The organism is Saliniramus fredricksonii (assembly GCF_900094735.1).
GTDB classification, from domain to species: Bacteria; Pseudomonadota; Alphaproteobacteria; order Rhizobiales; family Beijerinckiaceae; genus Saliniramus; species Saliniramus fredricksonii.
On sequence record NZ_FMBM01000001.1, the window covers coordinates 260,584 to 277,880 of the forward strand.

General features: G+C 61.8%; 14 protein-coding genes and 3 pseudogenes. 4 read left to right on the forward strand and 13 right to left on the reverse strand.

Annotation, left to right across the window (positions count from 1 at the left end; translation table 11 throughout):
- The first annotated feature begins 109 nt into the window (after window positions 1–109).
- Genes GA0071312_RS01245 through GA0071312_RS19485 form a run of 3 tightly spaced genes read left to right on the forward strand, consistent with a single transcriptional unit; the run spans window position 110 to window position 2,824 of the window.
- A complete protein-coding gene (locus GA0071312_RS01245) occupies window positions 110–1,546 on the forward strand; it encodes an esterase/lipase family protein (RefSeq protein WP_074443296.1) in 1,437 nt (478 codons plus the stop codon).
- 7 nt (window positions 1,547–1,553) lie between these two features.
- On the forward strand, window positions 1,554–2,267 hold the full coding sequence (locus GA0071312_RS19480; protein WP_131817667.1) for a hypothetical protein: 714 nt from the start codon (window positions 1,554–1,556) through the stop codon (window positions 2,265–2,267).
- On the forward strand, window positions 2,264–2,824 hold the full coding sequence (locus GA0071312_RS19485) for a hypothetical protein (protein WP_131817668.1): 561 nt from the start codon (window positions 2,264–2,266) through the stop codon (window positions 2,822–2,824). Before GA0071312_RS19480 ends, GA0071312_RS19485 begins: the two co-directional genes overlap by 4 nt.
- A gap of 176 nt (window positions 2,825–3,000) precedes the next feature.
- Here GA0071312_RS19485 and GA0071312_RS01250 read toward each other — a convergent pair.
- From GA0071312_RS01250 to mraZ, 11 genes and pseudogenes are all read right to left on the reverse strand, one after another.
- Window positions 3,001–3,630 (reverse strand): annotated as a pseudogene (locus GA0071312_RS01250) (transposase); the annotation flags it as partial.
- Between the two features lie 264 nt (window positions 3,631–3,894).
- The gene (locus GA0071312_RS01255) at window positions 3,895–4,917 is read right to left on the reverse strand and encodes an IS110 family RNA-guided transposase (RefSeq protein ID WP_074444097.1); all 1,023 of its coding nucleotides are present in this window, start codon (window positions 4,915–4,917) and stop codon (window positions 3,895–3,897) included.
- An 84-nt stretch (window positions 4,918–5,001) separates the two neighbouring features.
- A pseudogene (locus GA0071312_RS01260) lies at window positions 5,002–5,637 on the reverse strand (transposase); the annotation flags it as partial.
- A gap of 107 nt (window positions 5,638–5,744) precedes the next feature.
- Complete coding sequence (murD, locus tag GA0071312_RS01265; protein ID WP_074443297.1) at window positions 5,745–7,139, reverse strand: UDP-N-acetylmuramoyl-L-alanine--D-glutamate ligase; 1,395 nt, start codon at window positions 7,137–7,139, stop codon at window positions 5,745–5,747.
- A gap of 10 nt (window positions 7,140–7,149) precedes the next feature.
- Window positions 7,150–8,235, reverse strand: coding sequence for a phospho-N-acetylmuramoyl-pentapeptide-transferase (gene mraY / locus GA0071312_RS01270; RefSeq protein WP_074443298.1), 1,086 nt, complete (start codon window positions 8,233–8,235; stop codon window positions 7,150–7,152).
- Between the two features lie 8 nt (window positions 8,236–8,243).
- Window positions 8,244–9,704: a UDP-N-acetylmuramoylalanyl-D-glutamyl-2,6-diaminopimelate--D-alanyl-D-alanine ligase gene (locus GA0071312_RS01275; protein ID WP_275261834.1), complete on the reverse strand. Its 1,461-nt coding sequence runs from the start codon at window positions 9,702–9,704 to the stop codon at window positions 8,244–8,246.
- A 24-nt stretch (window positions 9,705–9,728) separates the two neighbouring features.
- Entirely contained in the window at window positions 9,729–11,189 is a 1,461-nt protein-coding gene (locus tag GA0071312_RS01280) for a UDP-N-acetylmuramoyl-L-alanyl-D-glutamate--2,6-diaminopimelate ligase (RefSeq protein WP_074444099.1), read from the reverse strand.
- A gap of 26 nt (window positions 11,190–11,215) precedes the next feature.
- On the reverse strand, window positions 11,216–12,994 hold the full coding sequence (locus GA0071312_RS01285) for a peptidoglycan D,D-transpeptidase FtsI family protein (RefSeq protein ID WP_074443299.1): 1,779 nt from the start codon (window positions 12,992–12,994) through the stop codon (window positions 11,216–11,218).
- A gap of 6 nt (window positions 12,995–13,000) precedes the next feature.
- Window positions 13,001–13,402 carry a cell division protein FtsL gene (gene ftsL / locus GA0071312_RS01290; protein ID WP_074443300.1) on the reverse strand — a complete coding sequence of 134 codons (402 nt, stop codon included), beginning with the start codon at window positions 13,400–13,402 and terminating at the stop codon, window positions 13,001–13,003.
- The gene (rsmH, locus tag GA0071312_RS01295) at window positions 13,399–14,448 is read right to left on the reverse strand and encodes a 16S rRNA (cytosine(1402)-N(4))-methyltransferase RsmH (protein ID WP_074443301.1); all 1,050 of its coding nucleotides are present in this window, start codon (window positions 14,446–14,448) and stop codon (window positions 13,399–13,401) included. The genes ftsL and rsmH overlap by 4 nt, the downstream gene beginning before the upstream one ends.
- Window positions 14,445–14,942: a division/cell wall cluster transcriptional repressor MraZ gene (gene mraZ, locus GA0071312_RS01300; protein ID WP_074443302.1), complete on the reverse strand. Its 498-nt coding sequence runs from the start codon at window positions 14,940–14,942 to the stop codon at window positions 14,445–14,447. The genes rsmH and mraZ overlap by 4 nt, the downstream gene beginning before the upstream one ends.
- A gap of 384 nt (window positions 14,943–15,326) precedes the next feature.
- On the opposite strand from mraZ, the gene GA0071312_RS19490 reads away from it, so the two are divergent.
- Complete coding sequence (locus GA0071312_RS19490; protein WP_131817669.1) at window positions 15,327–15,515, forward strand: hypothetical protein; 189 nt, start codon at window positions 15,327–15,329, stop codon at window positions 15,513–15,515.
- A gap of 11 nt (window positions 15,516–15,526) precedes the next feature.
- Here GA0071312_RS19490 and GA0071312_RS01310 read toward each other — a convergent pair whose 3' ends face one another.
- Window positions 15,527–16,315 (reverse strand): TSUP family transporter, encoded by a 789-nt coding sequence (locus GA0071312_RS01310; protein ID WP_074443304.1) that lies wholly within the window; start codon window positions 16,313–16,315, stop codon window positions 15,527–15,529.
- Between the two features lie 111 nt (window positions 16,316–16,426).
- Window positions 16,427–17,267, reverse strand: a pseudogene (locus GA0071312_RS01315) (prephenate dehydratase).
- Window positions 17,268–17,297 lie beyond the last annotated feature (30 nt).

The window sequence follows — 17,297 nt, forward strand, 5'->3', positions numbered from 1 at the left end:
GTTGCGGGCACAATTGATGCGGGAATTGCACAATTGAAGATTCTGTATACCATAGGGTTGTGCGGGGTCGGTGATCAGGACGCGAGCGACCCCGATGGGGGGATCACGCATGACCCGACAGATCGCGATCTTGCACGGCTGGGGCGACACATCCGCCTCGTTCCGCAAACTCGAGCGCTTTCTCGCTGCAGAAGGCTACGATATCACCCGGATCTGGCTGGGTGATTACATCTCGACCGATGACGATGTCCGTATCGAGGATGTGGCGCGGCGCATGCAGGCCGTCATCCGCGAGAAGCAGGATGCGGGCGAACTCGGGCCGCATTTCGATCTGATCGGGCATTCCACGGCGGGTCTCGTCATGCGCGAATGGGCCGTGCGCTATTATCCCGACGGCCAGAACTGTCCCGTCCGGCGCATGCTGATGCTCGCACCCGCAAATTTCGGCTCGCGGCTGGCGACGGTTGGTAATTCCTTCATCGGGCGCGCCACCAAGGGCGCCCTGAACGGCTTCCAGACCGGGCGCGAGATGCTCAATGCGCTCGAACTCGGCTCACCCTACCAGCGCAGCCTCGTCACGCGCGACCTGCTCGATCCCGACGGCGCCGGTACGGGTCCTTACGGCCCCGGCGGCATCTGGCCCTTCGTCATCACCGGTAGCCGCGGCTATCGCACTATCAGCCGCCGCCTCGTGAACGAGGACGGCAGCGACGGGACGGTGCGCGTGCCGGCCGCCAATCTGAACACTGCCGGCATCACCGTCGACTTCACCGGGAATATCGACATCCCGGAGGTTCGCGCCTGGGGCTCGCGCACGGGCGGCATGGCCCTTCCCTTCGCGGTCCTGCCCGATCGTGATCATACCCAGATCAAGTATCCCGGCGATTCCAGCGGCGCGGTGGCGGATCTCTCGAGCCGCCTCGGCGCCCTGATTCTCGAAGCCCTGGCTTGCGAGACCGCCGACGAGCATCAGCAGATCGCCGCACGCTGGCGGGAGGTTTCGGAGGAGACGGCGGCCCTCGCCGCCGATACCGCGCGCCGGCGCGGGCTGTTTCGCAGCCGCGCACCGCTGGCGCAGGAAATCCATCGCTATCTGCAGGTCATCACCCGTGTACGCGACGATCAGGATGAGCCGGTGAACGACTATTTCATCGAGTTCTTCTCGCCGGATGCCAGGAGCGACGCCAGCCTGCTGCGCTTCCAGAACGATGTGCTCGATCATGTCCACGTGAACAAGCTCGACCCGTCGGTGCGCTGCTTCTACATTGATCGCGACGATCTGATGGCGCGCTTCTACCGGCAGCGCGCAGGGAGCCGGGGCGACCGCCAGCTCGCTGCGAGCATCGTCGCTGCCAATCCGGGCCGCAACATCCGCTATTTCGACAAGGAGGTCGAGGGCGCGCGGGGGCACCTGCTGCTGCATTCCGACAGCGAACCCGAGCGCGCCGCGCTGGGCGCACGCCGCCTCCACCGCAACGCCACCCATTTCATCGACATCATCATCCCGCGCAAGGCGCTGGACCGGGTGTTCAGGTTGGGGAGATAGGTCTACCATGATCCGTATCGTCAAATCGGCAGAAGGGCTTTTCTGGATTAAGTGTCTAGCGGTAATCGCACTGGCAATTAATCCTGTTTCTGCAGTCGCGGACACATGCAACGATAGCATATTATCAAAAAACCCAGTCAATGGAGATGTATTTTTAAATTCTTCAAGAAACAAACTTCAAAAAATTGAAGAAAATCAATTATTACGTATAGAAAGAGATAAAGAAATTGAAATAACATACGTAATAAAATCAGAATCTCTCACAGTATATCGCGCAATTGCATTTCTTCGCAAAACAAGATCTTCGAATGAGGATGTTTTTCATCGCAATATCAGAATATACAACAATATTGTGCCGGGTGAAGAGAGAACAAGCAAAAAAGATTTTTATAAGCATCATAGAGACAGAAATGAAGTAACAAAGATTACGCGGCATTTTCATGTGCCATATAGCTTTTACCGCATAAATTCCTTTCAAAATTTAGAAGACACAAGCTCGTTTCAGGGATTCTTCGATGATTCCTCAATAAATTTTTATGGGAGAATTCAGAGATATAAAGGAATGAAATCAAATATAATGTGCGCGACAACAGTATTTTTTTCAGAAATTCCAGCTCAAGGAGTGGTTGATAAGGTATATTTTCGAGTTATCAACCTGTCAGAGGAAAATACGATTCCAAACTGGCATGATTTTGAACTGACCTTTGAGATTACACAATGATATTAAAATCCATTGATTATATAAGAAATATAAAAATATTTACAAATGTAAATCATGGCGCCAATGGACTTTTATCCATTGAGGGTTTTATTATCGTCCTTATTTCCGCATTAATGCTAAACGAAACAGATCAGTTTGCTGACGCAATGCGAAGCGCACTACAAAAAGATTTCATGAATTTGTCGGAAATATCGGTAATATTTTCATCAATCTCGCTTGGCTTAATGATTTTTATTTATCTCATAAATGCTTTCGCTGCACCAGACAAGGATCATGCTATCAATATTTTCTCTTGGAATATAATTATAATATTCCTTAGTTCATCTGCAGTATTTTTTACAACAGTGTTTGATGGCACATTAAGGAATTATTTTATCTATAATACAAAAACTTATGTTTTAATTTTTATTTTTTTAATATTGTCTATAATTATTGCTTGTGCAAAAAAGATAAATTTTTCAGATACTACTATATTTTATTTTATAAAATCCAATTTTAAGAGCATTTTAGCAATTTATGTGTCATCTGCACTACATATGCTAATATTTGTGCGCTAGCCGCCTTTATGCATCGCAGCCTGATCATGGGCGCGTGTCGCCGGGTGGTTGGATTTTTCGAGAAGCCGGCGCAGCGTGATCCGCCCCGCCGCTTTTCGGTGGCGGAGATGGTGTAAGGGGCGGGGTTTGCAGGTTGCGGTCGCGGGGTTCAAAAGGGGCGCCAACGTCCCCGGTGGCTACATGGCGAGACGTGGTATCCGGCTCAGCACGATGCGCAGGATCGCATGGTCGGGACATGATGTCGGCAGATGCAGGCAGATCCGCGTCTTCATTTCGACCACGCGGGCGGCGATCTTGATGAGGCGCACACGCAAGGTGTCGAACTGCGCCAGGCGCAAGGCCGCACGTTTCGGCATCGCCGCACGCAGCCCCCACATGAGCCAGTAGGCCCCCGCATGCAGGAACAGCCGGAACTGGTTTGCCGTCGCCTTGCTGCACGAGGTCCGGTCGGCGGCGAGATGGGTCTTCCAGGACTTGATGTGGTTCTCGGCCATGCCCCGGCGGCAATAGACACGCTCATACAATGTCCTGGCGCGTCCACCCGGGAGATTGGTCACGATGAAGCGCGTGTCGCAACCCTGCGACCCCACCTCGACACGGGCGATGATCCGCTCGGTACGGCTCCAGCTCGCCGCCCCGTCATGGAATTCCTTGAAGCGCCGGACCTTGGTCTTCGTCTTCGCCCTCTCGAAGCGCCGGGTCGTGCTGGCCTCGACGGTTGCCACGCGTTTGCGCAGCGTGCTGGTTGTCGCCACCCCGAAGATGAAGGCAATGCCGTTCGCCCGGCACCAGTCGAGCACCTCGGGAGCGCATGTTTGGATGCCCCCTTTGATGCAAGGATTTTTTTGCCTGTCTGAGCGCGTGATCGGGTGCGGTCATGTTTCAGGCCTCACAAGTGCGGCTTTCGCACGCCGCGGGCCGGGATGGTGATACGCGGATCAGGTACCAAATCAATAGGGCGAGCTCGAGGCTCGTTGCACTCCACTGGTTTACCCGACCCGGATCTGATCGATCATTTGCCCATTCAGGTCATTGCCCTCCTCACATCCCCGAGGCTCCGACAGCCGCGTTCAGCAGATCGCGCCGGTCGGATCCCTGTAATCAGTCTCGCCGGCGAGCATGGCCCAGATCATACGCGCCATTTTGTTCGCCAGTGCGATGGCGACCAGTTTGCGTGGTTTGCGTGCGAGCATGCGCGATAACCACGATCCCGGTCGGCCACCGTGCCGGCCCCTCCAATGCACGACAGACATGGCGCCGATGATCAGCAGGCGTCGAATATCGCGCTGACCCATCTTGGAAGTGCGGCCAAGCTTCTGCTTGCCACCGGAGGAGTGCTGTCGTGGAACGAGGCCAAGCCACGCTGCAAAATCGCGACTACGGCGGAATTCCCGCATCGCCGGTGCAAAGGATGCAATCGCCATGGCGCAGACCGGGCCGATTCCCGGCATGGTCTGCAGCCGGCGTGCTGTGCTGTTTTCCCTGGCTGCAGTTGTGATCCGCTTGTCCAGCTTGCCGATCTCGTCGCTGATCTGAGCAATCTGATCGAGGTAAAGCCGCCCGAGATCGCGAACCAGGTCCGGAAGCGTGTCCTGATCGAGACAGGCAGCAAAGCGAGCGATATTCCCAACGCCTTGACCGATGATGATGCCGTGCTCAGCAAGATGCCCGCGTAGTGCATTCACCAGACGGGTTCGCTGGCCGACCAGCAGGTCCCGGGTGCGGAACAGCATCGCCCGGGCTTGTTGGTCCGCGGTCTTCACCGCAACGGTACGCATGGTCGGACGCTGTGCTGCTTCCGCCACGGCCTCAGCATCAGCGGCATCGTTTTTTTGCCGCTTGACGAAGGGCTTCACGTAAATGGGCGGGATCAGCCGCACTTCATGACCCAGACGGGAGAGCTCACGACCCCAATAGTGCGCCGTTGCGCATGCCTCCATCGCCACCACACAAGGCGGCAGCGACGCCATGAACTTCGCAAACTGCGCCCGTGACAGCTTCTTGCGGAACAGCACCTGTCCATCAGCCGTTGCCCCATGAACCTGGAGAACCTGCTTTGCCAGGTCGACGCCAACGATGCTAATCTCACCCATGGATGCCTCCTCCTTCTGTGATGACTTCAGCATCACCATTTTGGCACATTGCGATGCCGTCGGGTGGGGGCATCCACTCCATCAATAGTGACTGTCACCCCTGATCAGGATCCGGGTATGGGGCCAGTGCCGGCGGATTGACCGGACGAAACGACCCTCGTCATCGAACACCACGATCGGCTGGAAGCCGTATGCATCGTGATGCGCGTTGAACAGCCGCAATTGCTGCTCCCCGTGAACGGTATCGAAGGTGTCGTCGATATCGAGCACGATCTGCGACGGCACTGTCCGGAACGAGCGGCAATACAGGCCGATCATGGCATGACCCATGGCCAGAAGCATGCGCCGGTCGGGCCGGTTCTCCAGGCGGCAGATTGTTGATTGGGAAGCAAGATCCTCATCACAGGGAAGTCTGCCCCCGGCCATCTTGAAGAGGGGATCGGTCCGCAGGCGGGAGGCGTCATTGGCATCTTCATAGCCGGCGGCGATCATGCCCATCCGGAAGCCGATCATCTCGTCGAGCCTGTGGGAGATCATATCGGGGCGCCGCGGATCATCGATACATGCAGCCAGCGTCGCGGCAACACGCAAGCGCTTGTCCACCTCCGCCAGAGCGATCAGGCCGCTATCCGATGACAGGCTGCCGCCGTCAAACCGGGCGACGATGGCCTTGCCATTCACGGGTGACAAACCCTCCAGCGGCAGCGTAGGATCATTCATGGCGGATGTGGCCTCCGTGAAACTGCAAGATTCGGCGTTAGCACCCAAATCTTACGCTATTTCAACGGCTTGCGCTACATCCGCCAGACCTCCGTGCATAATGCGGGCTAGCAGCCAGGGATTTTTTTGACCACCTCCCGGAACACATCCCCCCGGTGCTCGAAACTCCGGAACTGGTCGAATGATGCGCAGGCTGGAGAGAAAAGAATGACCGGCGCCTCATCCGCGCTCGCCTGCGCATCGGCCGCAGCGCGGGCCACCGCTTTCTCGAGGGTACCACAGCGCTCATAGGGCACGCGGCCCTCCAGCGTCTGCGCGAAGGCGTCGCTCGCCTCGCCAATCAGATAGGCGCGGGCGACCCGCGGGAAATATTCCGCAAGACTGTCAATGCCGCCTTCCTTCGGCTTGCCGCCGAGGATCCACCAGACGCGGTCGAACGAAGCCAGCGCGCGGGCGGTGGATTCCGCGTTGGTCGCCTTGGAATCGTTGATGAAGGTCAGCCCTTCCGGCCCCGGCACCTCTTCCATGCGATGCGGCAGGCCGGGGAAGGACGGCAGCGCCTGCGCGATCGCAGGCGTGCTCACCCCCGCATGCCAGCAGGCGGCGCAGGCGAAGGCCGTGTTCTGCGCGTTATGCGCCCCGCGCAGCGTCGATATCCCCTCGAGATCGCCCAGAGCCAGCGCCGTCTCGACATCCTCGCCGGCATTGCGCGCGAGAACCAGCCCGTCATGCACGAAATAGCCCCAGGGCAGTTCGCGCGTGGCGGATACGGGATAGACATCCGCGCCCTCCAGCTGCGACAGTCGGCGCCCGATATCCTCGCAATGTTCGTCGTCACGCCCGATCAGGGCGAGCTTCGCCTTTGCGACGAGCCGCTCCTTCACGTCCGCGTAGTGCTCCATGGAGCCGTGGCGGTCGATATGGTCCGGCGAGAGATTGAGCAGCAGACCGATCGTCGGGGCGAGAGAGGGCGTCAGATCGATCTGGTAGGAGGAGATCTCGACCACGTGGAAGCGCGCATCCGCCGGCGGCTCCAGCGAGAGGATCGCCGCGCCGATATTGCCGCCCATCTGCACGTCGCGGCCCGTCTCGCGCAGGATATGGGCGATCAGCGCCGTGGTGGTGGATTTGCCGTTGGTGCCGGTAATCGCGATGAAGGGCGCATCCGGCGCCAGCTTCGCCCGCTCGCGGCAGAACAGCTCGATATCGCCGATGATCTCGACCCCCGCCGCCTGCGCCTTCGTGACGCTCCAATGCGGCACGGGATGGGTAAGCGGCACGCCGGGCGAGAGTATCAGCGCGGCAAAACCCGCAAAATCCGCCTCGCGCAGATCCGTGATCGGGACGCCTTGCGCCCGCACGGCCTCGACCCGCTCGGCATTGTCGTCGAAAGCGTGCACCCGCGCGCCGCCGGCGATCAGCGCGCGGGCGGTGGCGAGCCCCGATCCGCCGAGGCCGAACAGGGCGACGTCGCGCCCGGCGAAGACGGTCGAGGGGGTCATGCCGATCTCCTCATCTCAGCTTCAGCGTCGCCAGCCCGATCATCGCGAGCACCACGGCGATGATCCAGAAGCGGATCACGATCTGCGGCTCGGTCCAGCCCAGCTTCTCGAAATGGTGGTGGATCGGCGCCATCTTGAAGACGCGTTTGCCCGTGAGCTTGTAGGAAGCGACCTGGATGATCACCGAGGAAGCCTCCAGCACGAACAGGCCGCCGACGATGGCGAGCACGATCTCGTGCTTCGTCGCCACCGCAATGGTGCCGAGCATGCCGCCGAGCGCCAGCGAACCGGTATCGCCCATGAAGACCTGGGCGGGCGGGGCGTTGAACCAGAGGAACCCGAGCCCGGCACCGATCAGCGCTCCGCAGATGACGGCGAGCTCGCCGGTACCGGGCACGAAATGGATCTGCAGATAATTGGCGAAGATCGCATTACCCACGAGATAGGCGATGAAGCCGAAGGTTCCTGCGGCGATCATCACCGGCACGATGGCCAGCCCGTCAAGACCATCGGTCAGATTGACGGCATTGCCTGCGCCCACGATCACCAGCGCGCCGAAGACGATGAAGAACCAGCCGAGATCGATCAACACATCCTTCAGGAAGGGCAGGGCCAGGCTGTTGGAGAGCGGTGGCGCGGCAATCTGCGCGATCGCAATGCAGGCGATCGCGGCGATCGCAGCCTCGATCGAAAGCCGGTACTTGCCGGAAAAGCCCTTGTGCGATTGCTTGGTGACCTTGAGGTAATCGTCATAGAAGCCGATCGCGCCAAAGCCCAGCGTGACCAGCAGCACCACCCAGACATAGGCATTGGCGAGATCGGCCCAGAGCAGGGTTGAGACCAGCAACCCGGCGAGAATCATCAAGCCGCCCATGGTCGGCGTGCCGCGCTTGGTCAGCAGATGTGATTCCGGCCCGTCATCGCGGATCGGCTGACCATGCCCCTGCCTCAGGCGCAGGGTGGCGATGATGGCCGGGCCGAACCAGATCACGAACAGAAACGCCGTCGCCGTCGCCATCCCGGTGCGGAAGGTGATATAGCGCAAGACGTTGAGAACATTCACATAAGCGGCAAAATCCGCAAGCCAGGTCAGCATCGCTCAAACTATCCCTCTTGCGCGAGCGCACTGCCTGTGCCCGCGCGTTTCTTCACCGCCTCGACGATGCGCTCCATGCGGATGCCGCGCGATCCCTTGACCATCACGACATCCCCGGCGCGCAGGGCGGCGACCACCACCCCTTCGAGCCCGGTCGCAAGGTTGGCGTAGCCGCCACGGCGCTCCGGGGGAAGGGCCGCCATCAGATTTTTCATCAGGGGCCCCGCCGCGAAGACGAGATCGACCCCGTTCCCGATCACGGAATGCGCGAGTTCGCCATGCGCGGCGGGGCCGGAATCGCCCAGTTCCAGCATGTCCCCGAGCACGGCGATGCGCCGCCCGCGAAAGCCGATCTCGGTCTGGCCGAGCGTTTCCAGCGCGGCGCGCATCGAGGCCGGATTGGCGTTGTAGCTCTCATCAACGAGCAGGAGCTCACCGCCATTGAACGCAAGAAGGTCACGCGCCCCGCGCCCCGTCGGCGGCGTCAGATCGCCCAGTGCCAGGGCCGCGAGCGCCAGATCGAGCCCCAGCGCGTGAATCGCCGCGACGAGGCCGAGCGAATTGATCGCCACATGCCGCCCGACCATGCCGACGCGATAGGTCAACGGCGTCTCGAAGACACGGGCATCAACGATGGTCATGTCCTGCTTCGCGATGATGCGCAAGGCACGCACATCCGCCCCCTCGCTCTCGCCGAAACAGACGACGCGCCCGGCATCGGAGGCGAGCGCATGCGCGCGCAGGCGCTCGAAATGCGGATTGTCGCGGTTGATCACGGCGACACCGCCCGGTTCCAGCCCGAGGAAGATCTCGCCCTTGGCGTCGGCGATGCCCGAGACGGAATGAAAATGCTCGATATGCACCGCCTCCACGGTCGTCACGATGGCCACATCCGGGCGCACCATGCGCGCCAGCGGGGCGATCTCGCCGGCATGGTTCATGCCGATCTCGAACACGCCGTATTGCGTATCACGCGGCATGCGCGCCAGCGTCAGGGGCACACCCCAATGGTTGTTGTAGGAAGCCGCAGAGGCATGCGTCCTGCCCGAGCGCGACAGCAGCAGCCGCATTGCCTCCTTCGAGCCGGTCTTGCCGACGGAGCCGGTAATGGCGATGATCCGCGCATCCGAGCGCGCCCGCGCCGCCCGCCCGAGATCCTCCATCGCGGTGAGCGTATCGGGCACGACGAAGAGCGCGCCGGGAAGGCTCTCGCAGGCGGTAGCCAGCGCCTCGGCCCTGTCGCGCGCGATCACGGCGGCAGCAGCGCCTTTCTCCAGGGCCTGGACCACGAAGTCATGTCCGTCGCGCGCGTCACCGGTGATGGCGAAGAACAGATCACCCGGTTTCAGGCTGCGCGTGTCGATGGAGATACCCTCGATGCGCGCAGGCAGCGGACCGATGCTGCGCGCCTGCATCGCCGCGCACGCTTCCTCGCCTGTCCATAGCGGCATCGATTGGGCATTCATCATCTCAACTCCGCGACAGCCTCTTGGCTATGAAAGGTTTGCGGCAATGGCCTGCCGGATGGTCTCCTGATCGGAAAACGGCAAGACCTGTTCGCCCACGATCTGGCCCGTTTCATGACCCTTCCCGGCCACCACGAGCACGTCGCCTTCGCCAAGCATGGCGACGCCCGCCCGGATCGCCGCGCCGCGATCACCGATCTCTTGCGCATCCGGCGCCTCGCTGCGAATGGCGGCGCGGATCAGCGTCGGGTCCTCGCTGCGGGGATTGTCATCGGTGATGATGACATGATCGGCGCGTGCGGTCGCGATCCGCCCCATGATCGCGCGCTTGCCGGGATCGCGATCACCGCCGCAGCCGAAGATGCAGATCAGCCGCCCGCGCGCGAAGGGACGCAAGGCGTCGAGCGCATGGGCCAGCGCATCGGGCTTGTGGGCGTAATCGACGACGCAGAGCCCGCCATTGACCTCCCCTACCCGTTCCAGCCGCCCGCTGACGCCGGTGAGCTGCGCAAGCGCCGCGAAGACGCGTTCAGGATCGCCGCCCGTGGCGATGACGAGGGCGGCGGCGACGAGGGCGTTCTCGATCTGGAAAGTCCCGATCAGCGGGATCGCCAGATCATGGCGCCGCCCCGCATGGACGAGACCCACGCCCTGCGCGAAGCCTTGCGTCTCATGCCGCTCGAGCCGGATGAAATCACCCGCAGTGCCCACCGTGAGCGGGAGGTGGCCAGCGGCGCGGATGGCGGTCATCGCCTCGCGGGCGTAATCGCCATCCGTATTGACGATGGCCGGCGCGCCGATCGGCAAGAGGCTGTCGAACAGGCGCATCTTGGCCGCGAGATAGGCGTCCATCGTGGGATGATAGTCGAGGTGGTCGCGCCCGAGATTTGTGAAGGCGGCGGCGGCGAGCCGCACGCCGTCAAGGCGGTGCTGGTCGAGCCCGTGCGAGGAGGCCTCCAGGGCAAGATCGGTAATGCCGCGATCCGTGAGATCCTGGAGCATGCGATGCAGGCCGACGGGATCGGGCGTGGTCAGCGCGCCATACTCGGCCCCCTGCCCCGTCACAACGCCGAGCGTGCCCAGGCTCGCCGCCGCATCGCCGAGGGCAAGCCTGATCTGGCGCACGAAATCCGCCACCGAAGACTTCCCCGCCGTCCCCGTCACCGCCACGATCCGCTCCGGCTGGCGCGGATAGAAGGCGCAGGCGGCACGCGCCAGCGCGAGGCGCGGATTGGCGACGCGGCGCCAGGCGATGTCATGGGCAAGATCATCCGGACGCGGCCCCGCCGCCACGATCGCCCGCGCGCCCCGCGCCAGCGCCTGCGGCACGAAACGCGCGCCATCCGCAATCACGCCGGGTATGGCGAAGAAGGCGAAACCGGGCGCCACGACGCGGCTGTCGGGGGTCAGGCCGGTGATCTCCAGGGCGTCGAAAGCGTCGCCCGCCGGGCCGAGGAGATCGGCGAGGCGGCGTGATTTCTCTTTCATATGCGCGCCATGCGACGCCGATTCGCTCATTGCGTACCCCAGGCCCCCAGCCGGGTCATCAACGGGAAAGGTTGCTCGGGAGGGTTAAACCGCGGCGGGATATCGAGCAAGTGCGCCGTGCGCTTGATGATGTTGCCCGCCGTCGGCGCCGCATTCCAGCCCGCCGTGTTGAAGCCGTGCGTGTCCGGCGTCGCCTTGGGCTCGTCCAGAATGGTGAGGAAGAGGTAACGCGGGTCGTCCGCTGGCGCGACGGCGAAGAAGGTCGTCAGCAGAACCCCCTCGACATAGCGCCCGTCCACCACCTTCTGGGCGCTGCCCGTCTTGCCGCCGACGTAAAATCCCGCGATCGCCGAATTGCCGGCGGAGCCGCGTTCGGCATTGAGGCGCATGACATAGCGCATCGCCTCGCTGGTCTCCTCGCTGATCACCCGGGTGGCGTCGCGGCGCGCTTCCTCTTCGGAGCGCTTGATGAAGGTCGGCGGGATCATCATGCCGCCATTCACCAGCGCCGCCGTCGCCATGGCCGCCTGGAGCGGCGCCACCGCGAGCCCGTGCCCGAAGGCGATCGTCGCGGTGTTGATCTCGGTCCAACGGCGCGGCACCAGCGGCGCGGCGTTTTCGGGAAGCTCCGTCTCCAGCCGCTCCAGCTGGCCGGTGCGGCGCAGGAATTCGCGGTGATGCTCCACCCCCAGCTCCAGCGCCATGCGCGCCGTCCCGATATTGGAAGAATGCACGAAGACTTCCGGAACGTTCAGAATACGGTCCTGGCCGCGATAATCGCGAATCCGCTGACGTCCGAATTGCAGTGGAGCGCGGGCATCGAAGGTCGAATTGATGTCGAACTCGCCGGATTCGAGGGCCATGGCGACCGTCAGCGCCTTCAGGGTCGACCCCATCTCGTAGACGCCGACATTGATGCGGTTGATATTGTCCGCTTCCTGCGCCTCGACCGGGTTGTTCGGGTCGAAATCGGGAAGCGAAACCAGCGCGACCACCTCACCAGTGCGCACATCGAGCACCAGCCCTGCCGCCGCGATGGCACTGAACGCCTCCATGGCCTTCAGGAGCTCGTCGCGCATGGCGTGCTGCACACGCAGATCGAGCGAGAGCTCGACAGCCCGGAGATCAGCCGCACTCTTCAACAGGCCGACACCTTCGAGATCCTGCAGACCCTGGCCGTCGACCCATTTCTCGATGCCGGCAATGCCCTCATTGTCAATATTCGCATAGCCCAGAACATGCGCCGCCGCGAATCCGTTGGGATAGACGCGTTTGTGCTCGGGGAGGAAGCCGACACCGGGAATGCCGAGCCGGTGAACTTCGGCACGCTGACGCGGCGAGATCTCGCGCTTCACGTAAATGAAGCCACGATCGGTGCTCAGCTGTTCGCGCAGGCGCCGTGAATCGAGATCGTGGAAGACAGTGGTGAGGAGCTCGGTGGCTTCGTCGGGATCAATGATGTTGCGCGGCTCGGCGAAGACCGAATAGCTCATCACGTCGGTCGCCAGAATCTCGCCGTTGCGATCAACGATATCCGGCCGTGCCGTGCCGAGAGACGAAACGGATGCGCGCCGCATCGCCTCCTCATCGTCGGCTGCAATTCCGAGCTGGACCAGCCTGCCGGACAAGGCTGCGAAGAGGATGGTGAATGCGAAAGCGGCAAGGCCGATCCGGGCACGCCCCTTGTCGCCGCGCAGGCGAAACAGTTCCCGCAATCCGGCAATGAACCCGCCGAACAGGCCACCCGGCGGCTCGCCCTCGGCAAGCGCCTCGGATTCGCTCTGGTCACGATCGGGACTGGACACGGGAGATCACCTCGTCGAACCGGTGGTGGTGGGAGTGGAGACCGCAGGGCGCGCTGTCCGGCCGGGCGTTGCGGTGGGCTCGGCGAGACCGAGCGCCTCGAGCTTGAGGGCGATCCCGTCATCGCGTTCACCGCGCTCAGGCAGGTCCGAGAAGCGGGTGATGCGGCGCGGATCCATCTCGACGATATCGTCGAGATGGCGCTCGGCCAGCGCCTGTACCCGGTCGGGCCGGTTGAGCAGGGTCCATTCCGCGCGCAGTACCGCGATGGCCGCACGCTCGCGGTCGACATCGGCCTGCAGGCGCGCGAGCTGCTCGGCCTGGACGATCGATTCATACTTGATCGTATAGGCATAACCCGCCGATCCGATCAGCGCCGCAATCGCCACGACATGGCTCAGACGGATCATCGCCGCCCCTTTTCTCGCGCCGTGCGCGGCAGGCTGGCAAGGGTGGTGATCGTATCCGATTCCGGCTGGGCCGGCGCATCGAGCCGCTCGCCCGCGCGCAGCTTGGCCGATCGCGCACGCGGATTGGCCGCGTTCTCCGCCGTACCGGGCTTCACCGGCCCCTTGGTCACGAGGCGGAAGCTCGGTTGCGGGCCGGGGCCGGCAACGGGAACATGCCGCGAGAAACCGCCGCCGCGCCCGGCACGCTGGGCCAGATATTGCTTGACGATACGGTCTTCCAGCGAATGGAAGGTCACGACGACGAGCCGCCCGCCGGGCGCGAGCGCCGCTTCGGCGCCGTGCAGCGCCCGGGCGAGTTCGCCGAGTTCGTCATTCACCGCGATGCGCAGGGCCTGGAAGGTCCGGGTCGCCGGATGCGGGCCATTGGGCTCGGCACGCACGAGGCCGGAGACGAGCTCGGCAAGATCGCGGGTGGTCTCGAAGGGGGCGCGGCGCCGGCGCTCGATGATGGCGCGGGCGATGGCGCGGGCGCGACGCTCTTCGCCGTAATGATAGATGATGTCGGCCAGAAGCGATTCGTCAGCCCCGTTCACGAGATCGGCCGCGCTTTCGCCCTGCCCCTCCATGCGCATGTCGAGGGGGCCGTCGAGCCGGAAGGAGAAGCCGCGCGCGGCCTGGTCGAGCTGCATCGAGGAGACGCCGATATCGAGCACGATGCCATCCAGCATACCGCATGTCCCCGTCTCGCGGGCAATCTGGACACAATCGCCGAAGCGCCCCGCGACAAGTTGCAGCCGCCCGCCCGATGCGGCAACCATTTCCTGCCCCGCCGCGATGGCGGACGGGTCGCGGTCGATGCCGATGACACGGTTATCGGGATGCGCGTCGAGAATGGCGCGCGCATACCCCCCGGCGCCGAACGTGCCGTCGAGGAAGATACCGCCCTCGCGGGCTCTCAGCGCCGTCAGCACCTCCTCCAGAAGCACGGGAACATGAGGGGCCGGTCCGCCAGCGGCAGGATTGTCTCCTTCACCGCGACCACTCATGATTCCCGCACCTCCGGCGAAGCTGGCTGCGCAATGGCTGCGCCCGTCATCGGCGCGCCGATGCCCTGCTTGAGGGCGCGCACCTTCGCGCGCGCCGTATCCAGATGCGCGCGAAAGCGTTCCGGCTCCCAGATCTGGAATTTCCGGCCGAGCCCCACGAAGGTCACGTGGTCGCTGATCCCGGCATGGTTCTTGACCATATCCGTCAGGACCACGCGGCCCTCCGCATCGATCCTGAGAATTTCGCTGGTTCCGAACAGGGCGGTGGAGAGCTGGTCGTGCTCGTCCGAATAGGGCGACAGCCCCGACAGCAGCGCGTCGATCGCCCCCAGAAGCGCGTTGCCCCCGGCATCGAGCGCCGGTGCATCCAGCGCCGGATGCACGTAGAGCCCCTCGAATCCATCCCGCGCGAGCACGGCACGAAAGGTCGCGGGGATCGATACGCGACCCTTCGAGTCCAATCGGTTGGTAAAATTGGACACGAAGCGGTTCATCGTCGGTGCCACAGCCCCCATGGATCGGTCGCCGGGCAGCGAAGCCCGCGCGGCGCGTCACTCCGTCGGCAGCGCAAATGCGCAGGAAGACACGATCACGGTTCTGGTAACCGCAACCGTTACGCATCGCTCTCGGCGCCGTGAACGGGATGATTTGGGATACCATGGGCTCTTTTGGGCGTCAACGGATTCCACGGGCAACGGGCGGAGGCTCCCCCACCTGCCATGACCACCATCAGAGCGCGTCCTGGTTAACGAAGCGTCAACGCGATGCGGTCCCGACAGGTTCATCCGCAGCATCGCACGCCCCGTTGCGATCGTTTCCGCAGGGATAAGCAGCGCCTGCCCCTTGCGCGCGGCTGCGCGCTCGGTGATCCTGTCGCCATGTTGCTCAACCTCTTTCACACCCTGCGCTCAGCCGGTGTTCCCGTCTCCCTCAGGGAGCATCTCGCCCTGATCGAGGCCATGTCGCATGATCTCGCCGAGAAACGCGTCGAGGATTTCTATTTTTTTTTCGCCCGCGCCGCTCATGGCGATCGGCGCGCCTCCTCACCTTCAATGTGGCTTTCGTAATAATATTCTGGTCAGCCCATTCCCAGCCAGCGGTATACTGGACTATCCTGATTGCGGAGAAGATTCAGCGCCATGGCGATGCACGTGACCACCAATAGCGGTCGAATGATCTTCGCTCCTCTCTTGATGGCAAGGCGAGAACCCAGAAGCGAACCGCATATCTGGCCGACACCCATGATGAAACCGACTTTCCAGAGAATTGCGCCGCTCACCAGAAACACCAACAATCCGCCTACATTGGAAGCGAAATTCACCACTTTGGTGTGGGCTGTCGCCTTGAGCATGTTGAAGCCGGCGAGCGAGACGAATGCGAGCATGTAGAACGATCCTGCTCCTGGCCCGAACAGCCCGTCATAAAAAGCAATCGCCGGAATAAAGGTCGCGCCGAAGACAGTGAAGGACAGGCGGCGCTGGCGATCGATGGCCCCGGCATCGGGTTTCACAGCAAAATATACCGCAATCACCACAAGAAGCAGCGTTAGACCGCCCTCCAGAAATTCGACAGGCAAGACAATTGCGAGCAGGGCGCCGAACACCGCCCCGACAAATGACAGGCAAGACATAGGAAAGACGGACTTGAACTCTACATAGCCCTTGCGCCGATACGCATATGCTGCGGAGCCGGAGCCGAACAACGCTTGAAGCTTCGCGGTTCCAAGGGTTTCAAGCGGCGGCAATCCGGCAAGCAGCAAGGCAGGAATGGCAATCAAGCCGCCACCGCCTGCAATCGAGTCGATGAACCCCGCGAGAAAGGCCGCAGCAAACAAGAAGAGAATCAGGTCCGGAGCAATTTCTGTCAAGGGAATGTCTCGCCAGAGAGAGGCAGGCAACTGCGATCAAGTTTTATATCTACCAATCAAGCAAAGACGTGACAGCCAACGGTGATTAAAGCGCTACACGCTCTAATGTTACTAAGTAGTTTGTCGTCGCTGGTGTGCCGGATAGCATCCGAGAATATGGATTTCGTCTGAATAGAAGGAAAGCTCTTCCAGTGCCTGGATGAAACCTTCGTCCTCGACATGGGCGGCAACATCGACCATGAATTGGGTGTTCTCGAAGTGTCCGTCGACCATATAACTTTCGATGCGGGTCAGGTTCAGCTTGTTGGTCGCAAACCCGCCAAGTGCTTTGTATAAAACAGCAGGAATGTTGCGTACTTTGAAGAGAACTGTAGCCATGCACTCCCCCCCCCCTCTCCGGCATGACCGGTTCCCGTGCGAGGATGACAAAACGCGTCGTATTGTGGGCCTCGTCCTCGATACATTCAGCGAGGATTGACAATCCGTAGATCCTGGCGGCTAACTGCGGTGCGATTGATGCTCGACGGAGATCCCCGCTTGACCAAACCTCTCGGGCCGAGCCTGCGGTGTCTCCGGTAACCACTGCTCGCAATCTGTGTTTCTGAATAAAGGTTCTGCATTGCCCAAGTGCATGAACGTGACTGTACACTGCCTCGAGATTCTCCATGGATGCGCCTGGGACTCCCATCAAATAATGGTGAATCCTCAAAAAATGCTCGCCTACTATGTGCAGGCCCGACCTCGGCAAGAGATGATGGACGTCCGCAACCCGACCCGCCACCGTGTTTTCGATTGCGATCATTGCATAGTCAGCGCGCTCCTCGCGAACCGCTGCCAGAGCGTCTTCAAAAGTTGCGCATGGTTGCGTTCTCGAGGTTGGGAAAACCTCGCCGCAAGCGATCTCAGAATTGGCTCCACGTTCACCTTGAAAAGCAATCATAGGGTCGGATATCCCAAATCTAGTCTGGACGCGTCGCATTCG